Below are 22,206 nucleotides of genomic sequence, written 5' to 3'. Positions count from 1 at the left end.
TTTCGATATCCGCAATAGCGACAGTGCTGGGGTATTTCGTCTCGGGCGGCATCACGTGGACCTTCCTGGAATGGCTCCTGCACGGGCAGCTCTTCCACACCCGCAAGCTCCGCAACCCGTTCGCCAAGGAGCACGCGCTCCACCACGCCGACCCGCTGCACATGGTCGGCTGGCCCCGCAAGCTCCTCGGGGTCGCGTTCGTGACCGGCACCCTCATCGCGATCCTGCGGCTGGCCTCCGGGCACTACGAGGCCGCGGCCTTCCCGGTCGGACTCGGGCTCGGGTACGTCCTCTACGAGACGATCCACCGGATCATCCACCTGAAGGCGCCGCGCACGGCGTACGGGCGGTGGTTGCGGCTGCAGCACGTCCAGCACCACTTCCACACTCCCAGAAGGAACTTCGGCGTCACGTCAGCCGTGTGGGACCGCGTCTTCGGCACCTACGTGCCGTTCACGATGCCGCTGGCGGTGCCGGAGCGGCTCGCGATGCCGTGGCTGATCGACCGCGAGAGCGGGAAGATCGCCGACGAGTTCGCGGAGGACTACGTGCTGGTGCGCCGGATCCGGGACGTTCCCGCGGGCGCCGACCGTTGAGCTGGATCCCTTTCGTCCGCGTCGCGGGCGTGGCGTACCTCGGTTTCATGGTGTTCTCGAGTGGCCCCTTGCTGTTCCGGGTCGTCCTCGGGGCCGTGGCGGCAGTCGTGGTGCTCACCTGTCACCGATGGCAGGCGTTCGCGCTCTTCGCCTCCCCGTTCCTGATCCAGCTCCTGGTCTACGACCGGCAACGCGTGCTCTCCCCCGCCGTCACGGGGAGAACGGTCGACGTCACCGGTCCGCGCGACTGGGAACTGGCCTGGTTCGGCATCCCGGCCGGGCAGGGCGAGGTGACGCCGCCCGAGTGGTTCCAGAGCCACACGTCGCCGGTGCTCGACGTCGTCTGCGGCCTGACCTACCTCGGGTTCATGTACGGGTTCGTGCTTCTGGCCGCCTGGTGGCGTTTCCGGGAGAAGCGCACGGATGCGCAGGTCGTCATGTGGTCGCTGCTCGCGCTGCACCTGATCGGCTACACGCTGCACTTCCTGCACCCGACGGCGCCGCCCTGGTACGTCATGGACTACGGCACCGGACCGGCCGTGCTCACCGCGCCCCCGGACGCGGCGGGCGGTCTGCGGTTCGACGAGCTGCTGGGCGTCCACTGGTTCTCCGGGCAGTACCGGGCCAGTTCCAGCGTCTTCGGCGCGCTGCCGTCCCTCCACGTTGGACAGACGTTCCTCGCCGCGCTGTTCGCGACCCAGTACCGCTCGCTGCGCGTGCTCGCGTGGTCGTTCTTCGGCCTCGTCCTGCTGGCGTCGGTCTACCTGAACCACCACTACGTCGTCGACGGGATCGCCGGCATGGCCATCGCCGGTCTGGTGTTCGCCGCCGTCGTGTACCTCACCCGGCTGCGCCGGCGCGCACCCGCTTCCGGCCCGGCGTCCACCAGTTGAGGTCGCCGAGGACCGCCATCGTGGCCGGGACGAGCAGGCAGCGCACGACGGTCGCGTCCACGGCGATCGCGACCGCCAGGCCGACGCCGAACATCTTGATCGTCGGGTCGTTGTTGGGCACGAACGCGAGGAAGACGCCGACCATGATCGCCGCCGCCGCGCTGATCACCCGGCCGGTGCCGAGCAGGCCCTCGCGCACCGAGCGCAGGTTGTCCCCGGTCAGCTGCCAGCGCCGCTGGACGTCGCTGAGCAGGAAGACCTCGTAGTCCATCGACAGGCCGAACAGCAGGGCGAAGAGCATCAACGGCACGAAGCTCGGGATGGGCACCGGACCGGACAGCCCGATCCAGGTCACGCCCCAGCCCCAGGTGAACACCGCCGTCAGGACACCGTAGGCCGCACCGATGGAGATGAAGTCCATGACGGCGGCCTTCAGTGCCAGCAGCGGCGCCCGGAAAGACAGCAGCAGCACCAGAACGGACAGCAGCAGCACGGCCCCGATGACGAGCGGCAGCTTGTCCGTGACCCGGTCGGCAAGATCGACCCTGGCCGCGGTGTTGCCGCCGACGTGCACGGTCATACCCGGCACGGACTGACTTCGCAGGCGGTGCACCAAGTCCGCCGTCGCCGGGTCACCGCCCGAAGTCGACGCGATCGCCTGAACCGTGACGACCCGTCCGTCACCGGACGGCGTCGGCGGCCCGACGGCGGCCACGCCCGGCTGGGCTCGCACCATCGCCACGAGCGGGGCCAGGCGGGGATCCTGGGCGCTGGCGACCGGCGTCGAGAGTTGCCCGAGCACGGTGAGCGGCGTGCCCGTGCCGGGACCGAACGCGGCGGAGACGGCGTCGTTGGCCTGACGGACGGCGGTGACCTCCGGCGAAGACCCGGCGTCGAGCTGACCGAGCCGCAGATCCAGCGCCGGCGCGGCGAGCAGGACCAGCAGCACGACCGCGGAACCGCCGGCCAGCCACGGCCGCCGGGTCACGCGGTCGGCCTGGCGCGCCCAGAACCCACCGGAACCGGCGCGGCTCGCCAGCCGGTTGTAGAGCTTCCCGCCGCGGGCGAGCCGGGATCCGGCGAGCGAGGTCAGCGCCGGCAACAGGGTGAGCGCGGCCAGCACGGCGGAGAAGACCGCGATTCCGCACGTCCAGGCCAGCGTCTGCAGCAGCGGCACCCCGGTCAGGCTCAGCCCGGCGAGCGCCACCGCGACCGTCACCCCGGCCACGACCACCGCCGTGCCGGAGTCGCCGGCCGCGCGTTCGATCGCGTCGGGCACCGACAGGCCCTCACGGGACAACGTGCGGAACCGGCTGAGCAGGAACAACGAGTAGTCGATGCCGACGCCGAGGCCGATCATGAGGGCCAGGGTCGAGGCTTGGGCGGGCATCGACGTCAGGTTCCCGGCGAGCCCCACGATCTCCAGCGTCGCGAACACCGAGAGCGCCGCCGACAACAGCGGCAGCGCCGCGCCGACGATCCCGCCGAGCGCGAGGAAGAGCACGAGGGCGGCGAGGAGCAGGCCGAAGTACTCGTTGCCGGTGCTGCCCGACCCGTCGATCACCTGGGCGAACCCGCCGCCGGGAAGCACTCGCAGCCCAGCGTCCCTGGCGGGCCCGGCGGCGTCGATCACGGTCTGTGCCATGGGCTTCTTGAGCTCTGCCCGGCGGACGTCCAGGCCGACCGTGAACCAGCCGGTGCGGCCGTCCGCGGACAGCGATCCGTCCTTTGTGGCCGGTGGCTTCACCGTGGTGACGTGCTCGGCCCGTTGCAGGGAAGCCGCCGTCGCTGCCAGCACACCGTCGTCGAGCCTGCCGCCGGGGGCCACCAGGATCACGGTTCCCGAGGTGAGCGGGGCTTCCGGTGACGCGGTCAGGTCCCGCACGAGCTGCGCGTCGGTTCCCGGCAGGCTCACGTCGTTGTCCGTCGGCGTGCCGATCATTCTCGCGCCGATCACCAGCGCCAGCACCACGAGCAGCCACGCACCGATCACGGCGAACCGGTGCCGGACGCTCGCCCTGCCCACCGCCGCGACGGCTCGCGCTGCCCGGCCGTCCTGTGCACTCATCGTGTCAATCCCCCAGCCCTCACCGCAGTGGAGGGCGATGTGAAGTCAGTTTTCCGCCGCTGCGCACGAACCGGCGCGGCGCGATCCTGGAGATCCAGGCCAGTCCTTTGTAGATCGGGCCCGGCACCGAGATCACCTTGCCCCTGCCGACGTCGGCGAGGCAGTCTCGGACGACCCGCGGCGCGTCGAGCCACAGGCGCTCGGACGCCTTGTCGACGCTGATCCCGGAGCGCTGGTGGAACTCGGTGCGCACCAGTCCCGGGCACAGCACCGTCACGGTGACCCCGGACGAGGCCAGTTCGCCCGCCAGGCCCTCGCTGAACGCGATGACCCACGACTTCGCCGCCGAGTACGTTCCTCCCGCGACCCAGCCCGCGACGCTGGCGACGTTGATGATCGTGCCGCTGCCGCGGTCCCGCATGGCGCGTCCGGCGGCGTGGCTCACGACCAGGACCGCGCGGCACAGCACGTCGAGGAGTGCCTCTTCTGCGGCGCGCTCGTTGTCGAGAAACCACTGCTGGAGTCCGAATCCGGCGTTGTTGACCAAGACGCCGACGGTACGCGCACGGTCCGCGATGCGCTCGACGTCGGCGCGCACGGACAGGTCGGCGAGGACGGTCTCGACCTCGACGCCGTACTTCGCGGCCAGCTCGGCCGACACCGCGGCGAGCCGATCGTCCTCGTTGGAGACGAGCACGAGGTGATGGCCGCGCGCGCCGAGCTGATGTGCGAACTCCAGCCCGATGCCCGAGGTGGCACCGGTGATCATCGCTGCGGTCATGCGCGACGGGCTTTCGCGACGGCACTACCGCTCTGGCGCAGGAACCGCCGCGGTACCAGACGCAGGGCGAGCACGATCGCCTTGTACATCGGCCCGGGAACCGAGAGAACCTTGCCCTTGGCCGCGTCACGCAGACAGGTGCGCACCACCCGCCGGGCATCGAGCCACGCCCTGGCGGGGATCGCGCCGGTGCCGATCCCGGCTCGCTGGTGGAACTCGGTGCGGACGAAACCGGGGCACAGCGCGGTGACGGAGACGCCGGACGCGGCGAACTCGCCGGAGAGGCTCTCGCTGAACACGGTGACCCAGGACTTCGCCGCCGAATACGTGCCGGAGGCCAGCCAGCCGGCCACACTGGACACGTTGATGATCTGGCCCGTGCCGCGCTCCTTCATGCCCCTGCCCGCGGCGTGGCAGAGGGCGAGGACGGCCCGGCACATCACCTCGAACATCTCCTCCTCCGCCGCCAGGTCGTTGTCCAGAAAGCTTTGGCGCAGACCGAATCCGGCGTTGTTCACCAGCGTGTCGACGGTCCTCGCCCGCGCGGCGACCCGCTCGACGTCCGCCCGGTCGGCCAGGTCGGCGACGAGCACCTCGGCCGTGACGCCGTAGGCTGCTTCGAGTTCGGCGGCCACCTCGCGCAGCCGCGTCTCGGTGCGGGCGACGAGAACGACCGCGTCCCCGCGGGCTGCCAGCTGACAGGCGAACTCGAGTCCCAGACCGGCCGTGGCACCCGTGACGAGAGCGGTTGGCATGCCTCGACTCTAGCGAGAGCGCCACCCGTTCCGAGGTGGATCAGATGTATTCCACCACGCTGTTTATGCCGTGCCGCAAGGAATTCACTCCCTGAGCAACGACTCCTCACGGCCGGGGTTTCGCCGCGCCGACAGCACGAAGAGCACCACGGCCACGAGCCCCAGGATCAGGGACGTCCAGATGTTCAGGCGCAGACCGAGGATCTGGTTCGCCGGATCGACCCGCAGCGCCTCGATCCACAACCGGCCCGCGGTGTACAGCGCCACGTACAGCCAGAACGCGCGGCCGTGGCCGAGCACGAACCGGCGGTCCGCCCAGATCACCACGGCGGCCACCCCGAAGTTCCACAACAGCTCGTAGAGGAAGGCGGGGTGGAAAGTCCCCAGCACGACCGGCATACCGTCCGGGCCGATGACGGCGCGGCCGGCCGACTGGTCCCACTCGTAGATCCGCAACGCCCACGGCAGATCCGTGGGGCCGCCGTACACCTCGTTGTTGAACCAGTTGCCCAGGCGGCCGATCCCCTGTGCCAGCGCGATTCCAGGTGCCGCGGCATCGGCCATCGGCGGCAGCTTCACCCCGGCACGTCTGGCGCCGATCCACGCTCCGAGCGCGCCGAGGGCGATGGCACCCCAGACACCCATGCCGCCTTCCCAGATGTACAACGCGCGCAGCGGGTCGCCGTCCGGGCCGAAGTACGGCTGCCAGGACGTGATCACGTGGTACACCCGGCCGCCGACGATCCCGAACGGGACCGCCCAGGTCGCGATGTCCATGACGGCACCGGGTCTGCCGCCACGCCGCACCCACCGGCGTTCGGTGAGCCACACGGCGACGAGGATGCCCGCGATGATGCAGATGGCGTAAGCACGCAGTGGTAACGGCCCGAGGTGCCAGACACCCTGGGCCGGGCTTGGAATCGTGGCAAGAATCAAGGACGGCTCATCCCCCAGAACCATCACGTCAGCATAGCCACGGATCTTCGTGACTGTCAGGCGGTGGCCCCCAGGACCCGAGGGGCCACCGATCCCTCAGGCGCGGCGCAGCGTGATCTCGTCGATCAGCGTGCCGTCCTCGGCGAGCGCCCGTACGGTCATCGTTCCCGGGGTGACGTCGACGGCGACCAGGCTGTAGCCGCGATAGCGCACACGTGACCAGGCGACCTCGGTGTCGGTGTGACTGTCGCTGTTCTTCTTGAAGCACTTCATCGTCGGCGAGCCACCGGTGTTCTCGTGGTCGAGGTAGCTCTCGGGTGCGTCCTTGTAGAACATGTCGAGCGCTTCACCGCCACCACCGGCCGTGATGTACGTCGTGCCGTCCGCGGAGGGGACCGCGGTGCCGCGCGGCCTCACCTGCTTCGTGCCCTTGCCCGCCCGGATCGGGTCGGTGCGTTCGTACAACCGGTTGTGGGCGTTGAGAACCAGGTCCACCTTGTGCTTGTCGAACACCGGCGCCCACTTCTGCTGGGCGACGCTCTCGGCACCGCCCGCGTCGGCGGTGGAGTACGGGGCGTGGTGCAGGTAGACGACGATGAAGTCGATCGTGGGGTCGGCGCGCAACGCCTTGAGCCTGCTGTTCAACCAGGTGAGTTGCTTTCCCTTGGTGTGGTCCAGGTTGGCGCTGTTGCGGTTGCAGATGTCGTTGCTGTCCAGGCTGATCAGGCCGACGTTCTGGTAGCGCCACGAGTAGACGCCGGTGGCGACCGCGTTGTCCGGCATCGTGAACCGGGCCTTGACGCCGCTGTAGCCCGTGCTGGAGTACCAGTCCTCCATCTCGCGGTTGCCGAGCGCGATCATCCACGGCGTTCCCGCGGCGACGATCTCGTTCTGCGCGAAGTACGAGTTCCACCGCGCGGCGTCGAACTCGTCCGTGCCCGTGTGCCCGCCTTCGTTGTTGGCAGCGCCCTTCTTGATGGCGTAGCTCAGGTTTCCCAGCGCCAGGTGGAAAGCCGGAGCCTGATCGGCGATCAGGCTGTTGAGCCTGCGGGCGTTGTAGCCGACGCCGTGGTCGCCGAACGCGGTGAACGAGAACCCGCCCGGGCTGCCCGGCGCGGTGCGGAACGTGGCGATCTCGCCGAGGCGTCCGCTGGTGGTGGGGTCGTAGTCCCGGTGTCCCACGACGTAGTGGTAGGTCGTGCCCGGCGTCAGGTCGGTGAGCCGGACGTGCAGGTAGTACTGGCTCATCGTGGCCGGCGTGCGCGGCGGGAAGTCGTGTTCTGGTTTCTGCCAGTCGAGTTTGCTGTCGAGCCTGCGCATCTCGGCGGCGATCGGACGGCCGAACTCGCCACCCTTGGTCGCGATGCGGACGTACGGCCCGCTCACCTGGCTCAGTTCCTGCCAGGAGATCACGACCTGGCGAGACGGGTCGGCACCGAAGGCGAGGTGGCGGCCGAGCGGCCGGAGGGTCGAGTTCTGGGCTGCCGAGGCGGCTGAGGGACGCAGGACGGCCGCGGTGGCGAGCGCGGCACCGCCCAGTGTGAACAACGCCCGGCGCGAGTGCTGGTTCATCGGTGTTCCTCTCAGCTGCGCCGCAGCGTGATCTCGTCGACGAGCGTGCCCGTCTCGGTGAGTGCGCGGATCTTCAGCTGCGCGGGGCTGCCGTTCGCGGCCGGTGTGGCGTCGACGGCGACGAGGCTGTAGCCGCGGAACCGCACCCGCGACCAGTCGACCTTGATCATCGCCTCCTCGCCGCTCTCCTGGTCGAGCCGCATCGTGGCGGTGGCGTCCCTGACGTTGCCGAGGTAGGAGTCGGCGATCTTGGGGTCGACCCATTTGTTGATGCTCTCGCCGCCACCGCCCGCGGTGATGTAGGTGGTGCCGTCCTTGGCGGGATCGATGGTGCTGCGCACCGGCGCCCGGCGGGTGGCCTTGCCCGCGCGGATCGGGTCAGTCCGTTCGTAGACGTGGTTGTGCCCGTTGAGCACCAGGTCCACCTGGTACTGGTCGAACAGCGGCGCCCACCGCTGCTGAGCACCGAGCTCGGCGCCGTTGGAGCTGGACGTGGAGTAGGTGCACTGGTGGCAGTAGGCGACGATGAAGTCGATCGTGGGGTCCGCGCGGAACCTCGCGAGCTGGGCCTTGAGCCACGTCTGCTGCCTGCCGCCGGTGTAGTCCAGGTTGGACGGACTGTTGAAGCAGATGTCGTTGCCGTCCAGGCTGATCAGGCCGACGTTCTGGTAGCGCCACGAGTAGATGCAGGTCGAGCCGTCCCACGCGTTGTCGGGCATGGAGAACCGCGCCCGCATGCCGCCGTAGCCGTGGTTGTCGTACCAGCCCTCCATCTCGTGGTTGCCGAGTGCGACCATCCACGGGATGCCCGCCGCGATGACCTCGTTCTGCTGGAAGAACGAGTCCCACTTCCGGGCGTCGTACAGGTCCTCCGCCGGGTGGCCGCCCTCGCCGTTGAGCGCGTAGCTCAGGTCGCCCATGGCGACGTGGAACCGCGGCGCGAGGTCCGCGATCAGGCTGTTGGTCGCGAGCGCGTTGTAGCCGACGCCCTGGTCACCGAACGCGGTGAAGGAGAACCCGGCCGTACTGCCCGCCGCGGGAGCCGTGCGGAACGTGGCGATCTCACCGACCCGTCCGCTGGTCGTCGGGTCGTAGCCCTGATGGCCGACCACGTAGTAGTAGGTCGTGTTGGGCACGAGGTCGCCGAGCCGGACGTGGAGGTAGTACTGGGTCACGGCCTTCTCGAGGTGCGGCGAGAAGGTGTGGTCCGGTGTCTGCCAGGCCAGGTCGCTGGTCAGCGCGCGGACCTCAGCGGGGACGGCCTCACCGAACTCACCCGCGACCGTGCCGATCCTCAGGTACGGCGCGGTGACCTTCGCCGGTGTCTGCCACGAGACCACGACCTGCCGCGACGGATCCGCGCCGAAGGCGAGGTGCCTGCCGAACGGCCGCAACGCGGAGCCCGCCACCGTCTCGGAGGTCAGCAGCACGGCAGGGGCCGCGACGGCGCCGGGGGCCAGCACACCGCCGGCGAGCGCGACACTCCCGAAAGTACCGATCTGGAAGATCTTGCGGCGCGAGTAGCCGCGCATGGCGTCGTCGTACCGCTCGGCGATGCGAGGGTGCGCGGACGCCTTTCTGGGTGGAGGATTTTCACGCATGCACCGACGCTAGGGAAAGACTCTTTACGAAGTCAATGGCGAGTGCGATGCGCGGTTTTCATCCGTGAACTGCCGGTATTCTTCCGGTGTTTCCGCATGCGTTCTCGGCGGACATGTCCAGAATGGGGATTTCGCGGGCCCGGCGGTCGTGCCTCCGCCGGGTCGGCTCGTGGTCAGTCCAGGGCGACCCAGCCGCCGTCGTTCTCGTCGTCGGTGCCGAGCAGGACGTCACGCCCGCCGGTGAGGGTGACCGCCTCGATCTTGTGGCCGTCGAACGTGCCGAGCAGCCGCGGCGTCTTGCTCAGCTCGACGCTCACGGTGTCCTGGCGCGGCACCAGGCGTCCGGCCTCGCGCAACGACGACGTGAACGGGCCGTCGTCACCGGGGTCCACCGCCGAGGAGATCAGCAGCGAGCCCTGCCCGGTGATCGCGATGTCCGACGCGTGCCGGACGGACTCGTCGTTGCCGGCAGTGCGGTACTGGACGGACGTGACCTTGCCGAACCCGTGGTCGCGCACCGAGAAGTACGCCGAGAACAGGGTCGAGGCCCTGGTCCCCGCGCCGCGGTCCGCCCACACCGCGACCAGCCGTGATCCGGCGGCGTGCAGCGCGAAGCTCTCCATGTTGTAGGCCGTGTTGTCGCCCGGCAGGTCGAAGGCCGCGAGCACGCTCACGACGTCACCCTTCACCCGCAGGTGGAAGGCACGGCTGTCGCTGGCCACCGCGACGAACTCGTCGGACCGGCCCGGCACGCGGGTGACCGCCTCGAGGTCGACCGGCGTCTCCCCCGCCCAGGTCAGCGTCCGCACCGCGGTGACCTCGCCGGCGCGGAACACCATCCGGCGGGCGCGGTCCTGGCCCGCCTTCTTGTTGTCGACGACCGAGAGCGCTTCGAGCCGGTCACCCCGCGCGGACAGCACGGCGAGGCCGCTGACGCCCTCGGTGATGCCGCTGCCGACCCGCTGCCACTGGGTGGCCGCGGCCGTCGCGGTGGTCGGGACGAGGAGTGCGGCAGTGAGTGCGAGCGCGCATCCGCGCAGCAGAAAACGGGACAAGGAATCGTTCCTTTCAGGTCGAACGGAGCCCCGGAATGCTTCTGTGCACACCCGGCAATGCTTGCCGACGGGTGTGTTGCCGGTAATCGCGACGCATTCCCGGCGCGTGGAAGTCACTCGAACCTGGCATAGTGGCGCCGTGTCGTCAATTGTCCGCCGCAGCGCTTTTCCGTTAATCGTCTCGGCGGGTGTCGCCGGAAAGACGGTGCGGCACCCGCCGCCATACGACCTGGGTACTAAGCCCCGAGTATGACGACGCGCGAGCAGCGAAGTGGATAGGGTCCGTCCTGGGGTTACCGCAGACCCCGAAGCCCTTGCCGCCGAAGGGGAACGTGCGCCATGAGAGACGTTCTGCACTCAGCAACCACCGTGCGCTCACGGGTGACCGAGTGGATGGGACGGCGGCTGCTCGCCCGGCTCAGCCGGACCGGGTTCGACCTCGAGTCGTCCTGGTTCGTGCCATCACGCGTGATGGCACCGTTGCGGCGCAACGGTTTGGACCCGGTGCCCGAGCTCGCGCGGATGCACGCCGCGGGCCCGATCACCCGCCTGCCGCTGCCGGTGACGGTGTGGCTCGTGACCGGCTACGACGCGGCCAAGCGGGTGCTGGTCGACGCCGAGTCGTTCAGCAACGACTTCAGCCACTTCAAGGAGCTCGGTGTGTTCTCCGCCGAGGCACCGGGCGGGCTGGGCTTCAGCGACCCTCCCGAGCACACCCGGCTGCGGAAGGTGCTGACGCCGGAGTTCACCATGAGAAGGCTCTCCCGGCTCGTGCCGCGGATCGAGACCATCGTGGCGGACCAGCTCGACATCATGTCCATGAAGGACGGTCCGGTCGACCTCGTCGAGGACTTCGCGCTTCCCGTGCCGGCGCTCACGATCTGCGAACTGCTCGGCGTGCCCGCGAGCGAGCGCGAGGAGTTCCAGCGGCGCAGCGTGGCGCGCTTCGACCTGGGCGGGGCCGCCACGGCGTCGCTGTCCGCCGTGTCCGAGTCGATCGTCTACTTCCGGGAACTCGTCCGGGCCCAGCGGCTGGCCCCGACCGACGGACTGCTCGGCGAACTCGTGCGCAAGCACGGTGACGAGCTGGACGACGACGAGCTGGCAGGCCTGGCCGACGGCCTGGTCACCGGCGGCTTCGAGACCACGGCGAGCATGATCTCGCTGGGCACCCTCGCGATGCTGCGCTCCCCCGACCTGATGGACCACGTCCGTGGCGACGAGGAGGCTGTGAGCGGGCTCGTCGACGAACTGCTGCGCCACCTCACCGTGGTGCAGGTCGCGTTCCTCCGGGTCGCCCGCCGCGATGTCGACATCGCCGGCACGAAGGTGCGCGCCGGGGACATCGTCGCGTGCTCGCTGTCCCAGGCGAACCGCGACCCGAGCGTGTACGGCGCGCCCGACGACATCTGCCCGGAGCGGTCCGCAGGGCAGCACCTCGCGTTCGGCTACGGCGCCCACCGGTGCATCGGCGCCGAGCTCGCCAAGATGGAGCTGCGCATCGCGTACCCGGCGCTCGCGAAGCGGTTCCCCCGGATGCGGCTGGCGGTCGAGCCGGGCGCGCTGTCGTTCCGCAAGCTGTCCATCGTCTACGGGCTGCACTCCCTGCCGGTCGACCTCGGCAGCCCGACCCGGTCGGCGGAGGAGCACCTGCTCGGCTGAGGTGAGAACCGCAGCACGTTCTCGCCCCATCCGGTCACCGGATGGGTAGAACGAGATCATGACGACGCCACGTGTCACGGTCTGCCGGGGTTGCTGTTGCGGCACCGCTCGCAAGCATCCCGACGTCGACCACGACCAGCAGCTGGAGGTCCTGCGCGGGCGCCTGACCGCGGTGCGCGTGGCGGACTGCCTCGACGCGTGCACCGAGTCCAACGTGGTCGTCGTGCAGCCCAGCCCGGCCGCCCGCGCAGCCGGGGCGAAGCCGGTGTGGGTCGGATCCGTGCTGGACGACGACGCGGTGCACGGCGTGATCGACTGGATCGACGCCGGCGGTCCCGGCCTCGCTCCCCCACCGCCCTCGGTCTCCGCCCGCATCGTGCCCGCGCCGGCGGTGAAGCCGGACCGGCAGGAAGCTGCCGATCCGGCTTGATCCCGTCCTAGAACTCCTCGTCGAACGACACCGTGCCGGTCACGCCGACCTGGTACGCCGACACCCGGCGCTCGAAGAAGTTCGACAGCTCCTGCACATCCTGCAGCTCCATGAACGCGAACGGGTTCTTGGAGCCGTAGATCGGCTCGATGCCGAGCACCTGCAGCCGCCGGTCGGCGACGTGCTCGAGGTAGGACCGCATGTCCGCGACCGACATGCCGGCCACGCCACCACCGAGCAGGTCCTCGGCGAACTGGACCTCCGCGTCGACGGCCTCGCGCAGCATCTGCCGCACCTCTTCGTACAGCGACTCGTCGAACAGGTCCGGCTCCTCGCGCCGCACCGTGTCCACGACGTCGAACGCGAACGCCATGTGCATCGACTCGTCGCGGAACACCCAGTTGGTGCCGGACGCGAGGCCGTTGAGCAGGCCGCGCGAGCGCAGGAAGTACACGTAGGCGAAGGCGCCGTAGAAGAACAGGCCCTCGATGCACGCCGCGAAGCAGATCAGGTTCAGCAGGAACGAGCGGCGGTCCTCACGGGTGCGCAGCTCGGTCAGCGCGGAGATCGAGTCGATCCACTTGTAGCAGAACTCGGCCTTCGCGCGGATCGACGGGATCGTCTCCACCGCGGCGAACGCCTCGATGCGGTCGTTCTCGTCGGGCAGGTAGGTGTCGAGCAGCGTCAGGTAGAACTGGACGTGCACGGCCTCCTCGAACAGCTGGCGCGACAGGTAGAGCCGGGCCTCCGGCGCGTTCACGTGCTCGTAGAGGTTCAGCACCAGGTTGTTCGCGACGATCGTGTCGCCGGTGGCGAAGAACGCGACGAGCCGGTTGACCAGGTGCCGCTCGGCCTCCGACAGCTTGTTCAGGTCCGCGAGGTCGGAGTGCAGGTCGACCTCCTCGACGGTCCACGTGTTCTTGATCGCGTCACGGAAACGCTCGTAGAACAACGGATAGCGCATGGGCCGCAGCGTGAGGTCCATGCCGGGGTCCAGCAGGGCGAGCTTGCGGGTGGTGTTCTCGAGGGTGGTCACTGGCAGGCCTCACAGGACTCGGGGTTTTCCAGGGAGCAGGCGACGGCGTCGGCCGACGTGACGGTCGGGACGGTGACGGTGGCCTGCTGGATGCGCGTCGCCGGACGGGAGCGCAGGTAGTACGTGGTCTTCAGCCCGGCTTTCCAGGCGTAGAGGTACATCGAGGAGAGCTTGCCGATCGTCGGCGACGCGACGAACAGGTTGAGCGACTGGCTCTGGTCGATGTACGGGCCGCGCGCGGCGGCCAGTTCGATCAGCGCCTTCTGCGGCAACTCCCAGGCCGTGCGGAACAACGAGCGCACCTCGGCGGGCAGTTCGGCGATGCCCTGCGCGGACCCGTCGTCCTGCTTGAGCCGGTTGCGGACCGCCTCGGTCCACAGGCCGCGCGACTTGAGCTCGCGCACCAGGTAGGAGTTGATCTGCAGGAACTCACCGGACAGCGTCTCGCGCTTGAACGTGTTGGACACCTGCGGCTCGATGCACTCGAAGCAGCCGGCGATCGACGCGATCGTGGCGGTCGGCGCGACGGCGATCAGCAGCGAGTTGCGCAGGCCGTGCTCGGCGATCCGCTCGCGAACGGCGGTCCAGCGTTCGGTCTGCGTGGGCGTGACGCCCCACAGGTCCGGCTGCAGGTCGCCCTTGGCCGCGCGAGTCTCGGCGTAGGCGGGGTGCGCCCCCGCCGACGAGGCGAGCTCGGCCGACGACTCCAGGGCCGTCAGGTAGATCTCCTCGGCGATCCTGGTCGACAGCTCCCGCGCCTGCGGTGAGTCGAAGTCCAGGCGCAGCTTGAAGAACACGTCCTGCAGGCCCATGACACCGAGCCCGACCGGGCGCCAGCGCGGGTTGCTGCGCGCCGCCTGCTCCGTCGGGTAGTAGTTGATGTCGATCACCCGGTCGAGGAACACCACGGCCGTGCGGACGGTGGTGCGCAGGCGTTCCCAGTCGATGCCGCCATCAGCGACGTGCGCACCGAGGTTGACCGAGCCGAGGTTGCAGACCGCGGTCTCCTCGTCGCTGGTGACCTCGAGGATCTCCGTGCACAGGTTGGACAGGTGCACCACGTTGCCGGGTTCGGCGGTCTGGTTGCAGGTGCGGTTCGCGGTGTCCTTGAACGTCATCCAGCCGTTGCCGGTCTGCGCCAGCGTGCGGATCATCCGTCCATAAAGGTCACGAGCCTTCACCGTGCGCACGGCACGACCGGCCTCTTCGGCACCGCGGTAGGCGCGGTCGAACTCGTCGCCCCAGAGGTCGACGAGCTCCGGCACCTCGTCCGGGTCGAACAGCGACCAGTCCGCGTCCGCCTCGACCCGGCGCATGAACTCGTCCGGGATCCAGTTCGCGAGGTTGAGGTTGTGCGTGCGGCGGGCGTCCTCGCCGGTGTTGTCGCGCAGCTCCAGGAACTCGTCGATGTCCGGGTGCCAGGTCTCGAGGTACACGCAGGCTGCACCCTTGCGGCGGCCGCCCTGGTTCACCGCCGAGACCGAGGCGTCCAGCGTGCGCAGCCACGGCACGATGCCGTTGGAGTGCCCGTTCGTGCCGCGGATCAACGCGCCGCGCGAGCGCACCCGTGACCACTGCACGCCGATGCCACCGGCGAACTTGGACAGCCGGGCGATCTGGGCGTACCGGTCGTAGATCGACTCGAGCTCGTCGCGCGGCGAGTCCAGCAGGTAGCACGAGGACATCTGGGTGTGCACCGTGCCGGAGTTGAACAGCGTCGGCGAGCTGGGCAGGTAGGCCAGCGACGACATCAGCCGGTAGAAGTCGATCGCCTCGGACGCGGTGTGCGACAGGCCGCACGCGACGCGCAGCAGCCAGTACTGCGGCTGCTCGATGACCGAGCGCTTCGCGGGGTGGCGCAGCAGGTAGCGGTCGTACACGGTGCGCAGGCCGAAGTACTCGAACCGGCGGTCCGCGTCCAGGTCGATGGCGTCGTCGAGCTTGCGGGCGTTGGCCGCGACGAACTTCGCGGTCGCGTCGCCGATCAGGCCTTCCGCGTGCCCGAGCGCGACGCTCTGGCTGAAGGACTGCACGCCCTGGCGGCGCACTTCCTTCTCGATGTAGGCGGCCAGCAGACCGGCCGCCAGCTTGGAGTACTCGGGTTCCTCGGCTACCAGCGCGGCGGCGGTCTGGATCGAGAGACGGTCCAGCTCCTCGGTGGTGGCACCGTCGTACAGGCCGCTGATGGTCTTGGTGGCGACCCGCAGCGGGTCCACGTCGTGCAGACCCACCGTGCAGCGCTCAACCGCGCGCACGATCTTGTTGAGGTCTACCGGTTCGAGTGAACCGTTGCGTTTCTTGACGCGCATGGTGGTGGTGACAGTGTCGACCGCCGTCACAGCTCTCTCCTCGCGAGCTAGGTGGCCACGAGAGCAGCGAGGAGTAGACGGGCGCGCGCGACCGCCACGTCCTCCCGCCCTCCCTCGGGGCCGCGGACGCCCGCACGCAGGCACGTGCGGGGTGCTGGCAGGTCTTCGGACTCGTGGGCACGCCTGTCGGCTCCTACCGGCCGTCGCTTCCCAGACATCGGTGTCCAGTGCTTCTGACGGCTTTCGTTCCCACTCACCGCTGCGGGGCAGTCCCGGATTCACACCGGGTTCCCTCTTGCGACGACCGATCTGGATGATCGGCCGAACCAGCTTCGAGGCACAATACATGGACGCCGGGAGCGATCCACCACCTACATGTAGTGGGCGTGTCGCCTACTTGGAGCAGCTCCAAACGATCACTCTGTGATCACGACGACCGAGGGGGCGGAACCGTGGATCACACCACCCGCTGGCAGCGGTACTGGGACCGCAAGTCGGCGAACTACGACGATCAGATGGGCGTCCTGGACCGCAAGGTCTTCGGCGACTCCCGCCGCTGGGCCTGCTCGCAGGCCACCGGGGAGGTCCTCGAGGTCGCCATCGGCACCGGACTCAACCTGCCGTTCTACCCCGCTGCCGTCACCTTGACCGGCCTCGATCTCAGCGAACGGATGCTCGACCTCGCGCGATCCCGCGCCCGGGAACTCGGCCGCGAAGTGACGCTGCAGCAAGGAACCGCGCACGCCCTCCCGTTCGCCGACGGCGCGTTCGACACCGTGGTGTGCACGCTGGGGTTGTGCGCCATCCCCGACCCCTCGGTCGCGGTCGGCGAGATGATCAGGGTGCTGCGTCCCGGCGGGCGGCTGATCCTGCTCGACCACGTCGCGGGCTCGGCCCGGCTCACCCGCGGCGTGCAGTGGCTGGTGGAGCGAGCCACGATTCCGCTGGCAGGCGAGCACTTCCGCCGCCGGCCGCTGCTCCTGCTCCAGGCACGCGGCCTCGAAGTCGAGCAACGGCAACGCTTCAAGCTCGGCCTGGTGGAACGACTCGTCGCCCGCAAACCCGTGGAGGACTGATGGACGTCCGTGTCGAGACTTCAGGCACCACAACGGTGATCTGGATGGACCGCCCGGACCGGCGCAACGCCGTCGACGGCCCGATGGCCGCCGAACTGCGGGACGCCTTCCTCGCGTTCGAGGCGGATCCCGGCCAGCGAGTGGCGGTGCTCGCGGGCGCGGGCGGGACGTTCTGCGCGGGCGCGGACCTGACCTCGGTCAGCGACCCGTTGCGGCGCAACGAACTCGACCCCGACGGCGGTGGCACCGGCCCGATGGGACCGACGCGGTTGCAGTTGAGCAAGCCGCTGATCGCGGCGGTCAGCGGCCACGCCGTCGCGGGTGGACTGGAGCTGGCGCTGCTCGCGGACCTGCGGGTCGTCGAGAGCGATGCGGTGTTCGGCGTGTTCTGCCGGCGGTGGGGCGTGCCGCTGATCGACGGCGGCACGGTGCGCCTGCCGAGGGTCGTCGGGCTGGGGCGGGCGCTGGACCTGATCCTGACCGGCCGTCCCGTGCACGCCGACGAGGCGCTGGCGATCGGGCTGGCCAACCGGGTCGTCGAGCCTGGCGAGGCCGTACCCGCGGCGCTGCGGCTGGCCTCGCAGATCGCCGCGTTTCCGTTCGAGTGCGTGCTCGCTGATCGGGCGTCGACCTACGCGGGTCTTGACCTGCCGCTGGCGGAGGCGTTGCGCGCTGAGGGGGCGGCCGGGGTGCCGATCGTGCGGCAGGAAGGGGTTGCCGGCGCGGCCCGGTTCGCGTCTGGGGCGGGGCGGCACGGTCACTTCGACGGCGGGCCGGGGTAGATCGGTGGCGAGCAGGTTCACGTCCGGCACGGTCACTTCGACGACCGGCCGAAGCAGCCTGCCCCGCCCGATTCACGTCCAGCGCGGTCACTTCGACGGCGGCCCGGGGTAGACCGGCGGCGAGCCGGTGTCCATAGGTGGCACGACCTCCCCACCCTTGCGCACGACGAACGCCATGTCCGGGTAACGCTCGTGCAGCGCACCGGCGAAGTCGCCGGCCTCGTTCACCGACGTCACCTCGACGCCCGATCCGTCGACCTTCGGTCCCACAGCGGAAATGGTCAGGCCACGGCCTTTCCAGTACTCGCGGTCGTCCATGACCCGCCCGCCGGCCGCCTTCATCTCGGCCAGCGAGTACTTCGCGTCGCGGAACTCCACCCGCACGCCGGACGCGGCCTTACCGACCTCGGCGTCGAGCCGAGGGTCGGGCTTGCGGTAGACCACCAGGGACGGCACCTCGTGCCGGAGTTCGAGCCCGGCGAAGGTGCCGGTGAACGACTCCAGCAACGGCTGGATCGCGGCCGCGGCGGCGGTGAGCGCGGGGTCGACGGGCGGCGGACTGCCCTGCTCGGTGGCGTTCCTCCCGCAGGAGGCCACGAGCATGGCCAGCAGCGCGACCACGACAGCCTTGCGCACCATCACCCCTCCGCGTCCGGTCTGGTTCCGTCCTGCACAGAGGACGGAACCAGACGCCTCCCAGGTTGCTCAGCCGGTGGTGGTGTTGAGCCGCACGCCGACCCTGGCCATCGAATTCTGCAGGTCGGCGAAGAACACCACCCTGGAACACACCCGGCCGGGTGGCACGTAACCCTGGCACGGCTGCTCGAAGTTGGACCCGGTCGCCATTCCGCTGATCACGCCACGGGCGAGCACGCCGCCGTCGTTGGTCGGGCTGACCACGGGCCCGCCGCTGTCACCGTTGCCGACGATGCCGATACCGCGGGTGCCGGTCACGTCGGCGCCCTGGACGAGGTTCGTCACGCGCCCGACGCCGTTGGACGGCGGGTCGTAGGTGATCGTGATGTTGGTGCCGGTGACCCGGATGTCGGCGCCGGGGCACACCGTGCCGGAGTACGAACCGGACAGGCAGAACGCGTTGCCGGTGCTGTTCGGCGTCCAGCCGCGCACCGACACGCCGTCGTTCGTGCCGGGATCGCCGGCGGGCGGGTTCATGTAGCTGCCCCAGTAGACCCCGGCTCCGTCGATGGCCGGCGTGAGAATGAGCTGCACGTCGATGTCCGTCGCCCGGCCCGCCGGAATGGTGTTTCCGTAAACGTTCTGCTGGAGGTTCCCGTTCGCGTCGCGGTACAGCGCGCTACCCCACGTGCCTTCACCACAATGCGCAGCGGTGAGCAGATAGGTGGCGGCACCGTTGAGACCGGTCACGCCGAACGCGCTCGAGCACGAATTGCCGTTGGCGCGGCGGTGGATGTAACTGCCACCCCAATACGGTTCGGTGTCGAACGCACGGGTGGTGAACGAGACCTGATCGGTGGCGGTGACCTTCAGCGGCACCGTGCTGTCGAGTGCCGGAACCACCTGCCGGGCCTGCTGCGGCGCGACCTCCGCCGGCAGGCCGTGCAGGCCGACGTCCAGCCCGGTGCCGTCGGGCCGCGGGCTCACCTTCATCATCCGCTGACCCGTGCGCGGCCCGTTGAACAGTGGCTTTCGCGAGATCCGGTCGGCCTCCGCCAGCAGTTCGGCCTCGGTGTAGGGCGCCTGCCGCACCTCGACCGCGATGCCGTCCGCCGCCTTGATCCGGCCGACGACCGCCGCGGGCGGGGTGCCTTTCCAGTACAGCGTCACTTTCCCGTGGTCCGGATCGACGACCACGCCGGAAATGCCGCCGGATTCACCGCTCGTGCGGATGTCCTTGACGAGGCTGTCGATCTTCTCCTGCTTCTGCCAGAGATTCGTCGTGATTTCGACGCGCGCAGGTCTTTTGGCGTCATCGCCCGCCAATGCGGACGGTGCGGCGGCTGCGAAAAGAACGGCAGCACACGTGAAGACAGTCGTGTGCCTCAGAAGTGGCTTCATGAATGACCCCCCAGTCATTTGCATCGCACCCCGATCGTGGCAGCGCTCCTGTCCGCACCACAAGCGTCCGTTCGGAGCAGCCGACACCCGGAAGGTTCCATACACCAGCGAATCAAATACAGCGCTATTCCGTATTGGACGTATGAGTCGGACCCGTCCTAGCGTGCGGTCATGAAAACGATCGGGATCGTCGGCGGCCTGGCATGGCCGAGTTCGATCGTCTACTACCGGGTCATCAACGAGCTGATCGCGCAGCGTTCGGGCGACGGCGGTCTGCACAGCGCGAAACTCGTCATGGCACAGACCGATTTCGCGGAGGTCGAGCGCAACCAGCGACTCGGCCGGTGGGACGTGGTCGGTCAGCTGCTCGCCGAACAGGCCACCAGGCTGAAGGCGGCCGGTGCGGACTTCTTCCTGGTGGCGTGCAACACCGTCCACGCCGCCGCCGAACACTTCGAGAACGCCGTGGATCTCCCGTTCCTGCACGTGGTCGACCCGACCGCGCGCCGGATCCTGGATGGCGGCTTCCACACCGTCGGGCTGCTCGGCAGCCGCTACACCATGATCGGCGGCTACTTCGTGGACCGGCTACGGGAGCGCTACGGCCTGGAAGTGCTTGTCGCGGAAGGAGAACACCGGGACCACGTGCACAACGCGCTGTACGACGAACTCGCCAAAGGGATCTTCCGGCCCGAGACGCGCAAACGGTTCAAGGCGGCGATCGCCGACCTGGTGGACCGGGGAGCGGAAGTGGTCGTCCTGGGGTGCACCGAGTTCGGCATGCTCGTCGAGGCGCAGGACAGCCCGGTGCCCCTCGTCGACACCGCGCTCGTCCACGCCGAGGCCGCCGTCGACCTGGCGCTGAGCACGCCGGAGACGAGGGCTACGGCCGGCGGAAGATCGTGATGGAGTGGCCGACCTCGTCGATCCGCGTGCTGCCGGAGACCAACGCCTTGAGGCGATCGTCAGCCTTGGCGATGGCCGAATCCGACACGACGAGCAGCCCGCGCACCTGATCCGGTGGCACCTCACGTGGATCGGCGGCGTCGATGCCGTAGTACGACGGCACCCCGCTTCCCTTGTAGACGAGCCAGATCCGCTCACCGGGGTAGCGCTGCCGCAGGCGGTCCGCCAGCCGGCCCAGGTCCTGGCCCCAGTCGACGTTCGAGTCGTGCAGCCGCTGATGGGTCTCCGCCGGCCCGCCGAACGCCTCGTTGGAGTACGGCAGGTAGTAGGGGAACGTCCGAAGCGAACTGACCGCGGCGAAGACGACTAGAACCGCCACTGCGACATGCACCCACCGCCGCCGCACGGCGACCACACCGGCCACCGCGACCGCCAGGAACATCGGCACGAAGATCGCGTACCGGACGCCCAGGTCACGGTTGCCGGTCATGGCCGCGGCCAGCAGCACGGCCGTGGGAAGGAGGACGTACAACGCTGCCGGGCGCAGCCGCCGCACCGACACCAGCGCGACGGCACCGGCCAGCCAGAGCGCCAAGGCGCCCAACGGTGTCTTCACCAGCAGCGCGGCCGGCAGGTAGTACCACCGCGAACCGAGGTAGTGCGTCCCGAACAGGAAACCGCCCCACACCCGCTCCTCCAGGCCGAACTGGACGCGCATGCCGTCCCGGAACGGCTCGGGGAACGGCAGCCAACGCATGCCCTCAACGTCCGGCAGATCCGCCGGTGACTCCCAACGCAGCTGCGGATCCACCACGAGATAGGACATCCACACGACGGCAACCGCGGCCATGACGAACCAGAAGAGCCGAGCCCGCAGGCCGGCCAGTGCGGCCAGGACCAGCAACACCGGGACCACAGCCAGGGTGCTCATCTTCGTGGCGAGGGCCGCGCCAAGGGCGAGTCCCGCGAGGGGTAGGTAGAGACCGGGGCGGCTGCGGGCTCGCCACAACAGCCACACCGACGTCAGCAGGAAACCGGCCGCCGGCACGTCGAGCGTGGCCAGCGACCCGTGCGCGATGACGTCCGGCGAGAACGCGTACACGGCGAGCGCCGCCAGCCCGCCCGCACGGCCGGCGACATCACTGGCGAACCCGAGCACGACGAGCCCGAACAGCAGTGTCAGCACGATCATCGGCAGCCGCGCCAGCAGCAACAGCCTGGCCGGATCGTTGCCCGACTCGTAGAGCACGTGCCGGCCGAGCTGCGTCTGGTCGCCCGCGAAGGCCGGGTCGAGGCGCACGTCGGCGAAGGCGAGGCCCGCCGCCATGATGAGCTTGCCGAGCGGCGGGTGCTCCGGGTTGTACCGCAGGCTGTGCTGCTGCAGCTGGACGATCGCCGCGCCGACGTAGACCGGCTCGTCGATCGTCGGGGACTGCCGCACGGCCGTCGTGATCATCACGATCGCCATCTGGGCGAGGAGCGCGACCACGACGAGCGTGAACCACCACCGGCGCGGGGGACGTGCGACAGCAACTGGCGACGGGGCCGGCGGCGTCAGCGACGGTGCTTTCCCAGAGGTGAGCATGTCCACCACTACTAGACAGACACGCCTGCCGAATGGTTGTCAACGGGCGGTTCGGCGTCTGTCCCACCAAATCGCGGCTGCGGTGATCACCGCACCCGCGGCCGATGGGGCCCGTGTTGACGGCCG

General features: G+C 69.4%; 19 protein-coding genes and 1 riboswitch. Of the genes, 7 read left to right on the top strand and 12 right to left on the bottom strand.

Translation table 11 applies throughout. From position 1 onward, the window contains the following. The first annotated feature begins 23 nt into the window (after positions 1-23). Both ACIA8G_RS12315 and ACIA8G_RS12310 read left to right on the top strand, forming a co-directional pair. Entirely contained in the window at positions 24-596 is a 573-nt protein-coding gene (locus ACIA8G_RS12315; RefSeq protein ID WP_396418449.1) for a sterol desaturase family protein, read from the top strand. Beyond that, entirely contained in the window at positions 593-1,489 is an 897-nt protein-coding gene (locus ACIA8G_RS12310) for a phosphatase PAP2 family protein (RefSeq protein WP_396418448.1), read from the top strand. The genes ACIA8G_RS12315 and ACIA8G_RS12310 overlap by 4 nt, the downstream gene beginning before the upstream one ends. Here ACIA8G_RS12310 and ACIA8G_RS12305 read toward each other — a convergent pair. The 7 genes from ACIA8G_RS12305 to ACIA8G_RS12275 all read right to left on the bottom strand — a co-directional run bounded on the left by ACIA8G_RS12305 (position 1,437) and on the right by ACIA8G_RS12275 (position 10,257). Continuing rightward, entirely contained in the window at positions 1,437-3,557 is a 2,121-nt protein-coding gene (locus ACIA8G_RS12305; protein ID WP_396418447.1) for an MMPL family transporter, read from the bottom strand. The genes ACIA8G_RS12310 and ACIA8G_RS12305 overlap by 53 nt on opposite strands. Before the next feature lie 19 nt (positions 3,558-3,576). Then, positions 3,577-4,338 (bottom strand): SDR family NAD(P)-dependent oxidoreductase, encoded by a 762-nt coding sequence (locus ACIA8G_RS12300; RefSeq protein WP_396418446.1) that lies wholly within the window; start codon positions 4,336-4,338, stop codon positions 3,577-3,579. Further along, positions 4,335-5,093: an SDR family NAD(P)-dependent oxidoreductase gene (locus ACIA8G_RS12295; RefSeq protein WP_396418445.1), complete on the bottom strand. Its 759-nt coding sequence runs from the start codon at positions 5,091-5,093 to the stop codon at positions 4,335-4,337. Before ACIA8G_RS12295 ends, ACIA8G_RS12300 begins: the two co-directional genes overlap by 4 nt. An 84-nt stretch (positions 5,094-5,177) precedes the next feature. Beyond that, complete coding sequence (lgt, locus tag ACIA8G_RS12290; RefSeq protein ID WP_396418444.1) at positions 5,178-6,053, bottom strand: prolipoprotein diacylglyceryl transferase; 876 nt, start codon at positions 6,051-6,053, stop codon at positions 5,178-5,180. Positions 6,054-6,125: 72 nt separating this feature from the next. Next, a complete protein-coding gene (locus ACIA8G_RS12285; RefSeq protein ID WP_396418443.1) occupies positions 6,126-7,601 on the bottom strand; it encodes a purple acid phosphatase family protein in 1,476 nt (491 codons plus the stop codon). Between the two features lie 11 nt (positions 7,602-7,612). Continuing rightward, on the bottom strand, positions 7,613-9,202 hold the full coding sequence (locus ACIA8G_RS12280) for a purple acid phosphatase family protein (protein WP_396418442.1): 1,590 nt from the start codon (positions 9,200-9,202) through the stop codon (positions 7,613-7,615). Between the two features lie 173 nt (positions 9,203-9,375). Continuing rightward, positions 9,376-10,257, bottom strand: coding sequence for a hypothetical protein (locus ACIA8G_RS12275; RefSeq protein ID WP_396418441.1), 882 nt, complete (start codon positions 10,255-10,257; stop codon positions 9,376-9,378). A gap of 339 nt (positions 10,258-10,596) precedes the next feature. On the opposite strand from ACIA8G_RS12275, the gene ACIA8G_RS12270 reads away from it, so the two are divergent. Continuing rightward, entirely contained in the window at positions 10,597-11,919 is a 1,323-nt protein-coding gene (locus ACIA8G_RS12270) for a cytochrome P450 (protein ID WP_396418440.1), read from the top strand. Between the two features lie 58 nt (positions 11,920-11,977). Beyond that, complete coding sequence (locus tag ACIA8G_RS12265; protein ID WP_396418439.1) at positions 11,978-12,349, top strand: hypothetical protein; 372 nt, start codon at positions 11,978-11,980, stop codon at positions 12,347-12,349. A gap of 7 nt (positions 12,350-12,356) precedes the next feature. Here ACIA8G_RS12265 and ACIA8G_RS12260 read toward each other — a convergent pair whose 3' ends face one another. Next, positions 12,357-13,385 (bottom strand): ribonucleotide-diphosphate reductase subunit beta, encoded by a 1,029-nt coding sequence (locus tag ACIA8G_RS12260; RefSeq protein WP_396418438.1) that lies wholly within the window; start codon positions 13,383-13,385, stop codon positions 12,357-12,359. Next, positions 13,382-15,724, bottom strand: a complete 2,343-nt coding sequence (locus ACIA8G_RS12255) for a ribonucleoside-diphosphate reductase subunit alpha (RefSeq protein ID WP_396418437.1) — start codon at positions 15,722-15,724, stop codon at positions 13,382-13,384. The genes ACIA8G_RS12260 and ACIA8G_RS12255 overlap by 4 nt, the downstream gene beginning before the upstream one ends. Before the next feature lie 108 nt (positions 15,725-15,832). Beyond that, positions 15,833-16,040, bottom strand: a riboswitch (cobalamin riboswitch). 106 nt (positions 16,041-16,146) lie between these two features. Here ACIA8G_RS12255 and ACIA8G_RS12250 point away from each other — a divergent pair. Next, positions 16,147-16,770, top strand: coding sequence for a methyltransferase domain-containing protein (locus ACIA8G_RS12250; protein WP_396418436.1), 624 nt, complete (start codon positions 16,147-16,149; stop codon positions 16,768-16,770). After that, positions 16,770-17,552: a crotonase/enoyl-CoA hydratase family protein gene (locus ACIA8G_RS12245; RefSeq protein ID WP_396418435.1), complete on the top strand. Its 783-nt coding sequence runs from the start codon at positions 16,770-16,772 to the stop codon at positions 17,550-17,552. Before ACIA8G_RS12250 ends, ACIA8G_RS12245 begins: the two co-directional genes overlap by 1 nt. 87 nt (positions 17,553-17,639) lie before the next feature. Here the strand turns inward: ACIA8G_RS12245 and ACIA8G_RS12240 are convergent, their stop codons facing one another. Then, positions 17,640-18,191, bottom strand: a complete 552-nt coding sequence (locus tag ACIA8G_RS12240) for a hypothetical protein (RefSeq protein ID WP_396418434.1) — start codon at positions 18,189-18,191, stop codon at positions 17,640-17,642. Positions 18,192-18,257: 66 nt separating this feature from the next. Next, positions 18,258-19,589, bottom strand: a complete 1,332-nt coding sequence (locus tag ACIA8G_RS12235) for a hypothetical protein (RefSeq protein ID WP_396418433.1) — start codon at positions 19,587-19,589, stop codon at positions 18,258-18,260. A 171-nt stretch (positions 19,590-19,760) separates the two neighbouring features. Between ACIA8G_RS12235 and ACIA8G_RS12230 the strand changes: the two genes are divergently transcribed. Then, positions 19,761-20,495 carry an aspartate/glutamate racemase family protein gene (locus ACIA8G_RS12230; protein WP_396418432.1) on the top strand — a complete coding sequence of 245 codons (735 nt, stop codon included), beginning with the start codon at positions 19,761-19,763 and terminating at the stop codon, positions 20,493-20,495. Here the strand turns inward: ACIA8G_RS12230 and ACIA8G_RS12225 are convergent. After that, positions 20,473-22,080: a phospholipid carrier-dependent glycosyltransferase gene (locus ACIA8G_RS12225; RefSeq protein WP_396418431.1), complete on the bottom strand. Its 1,608-nt coding sequence runs from the start codon at positions 22,078-22,080 to the stop codon at positions 20,473-20,475. The two genes, ACIA8G_RS12230 and ACIA8G_RS12225, sit on opposite strands and share 23 nt — an antisense overlap. Positions 22,081-22,206: the final 126 nt, after the last annotated feature.

The organism is Lentzea sp. NPDC051213 (assembly GCF_044455585.1).
Taxonomy (GTDB): domain Bacteria; phylum Actinomycetota; class Actinomycetes; order Mycobacteriales; family Pseudonocardiaceae; genus Lentzea.
The sequence above is the reverse complement of the archived record's forward strand: the minus strand, read 5'-3'. Positions and strand labels throughout refer to the sequence as shown.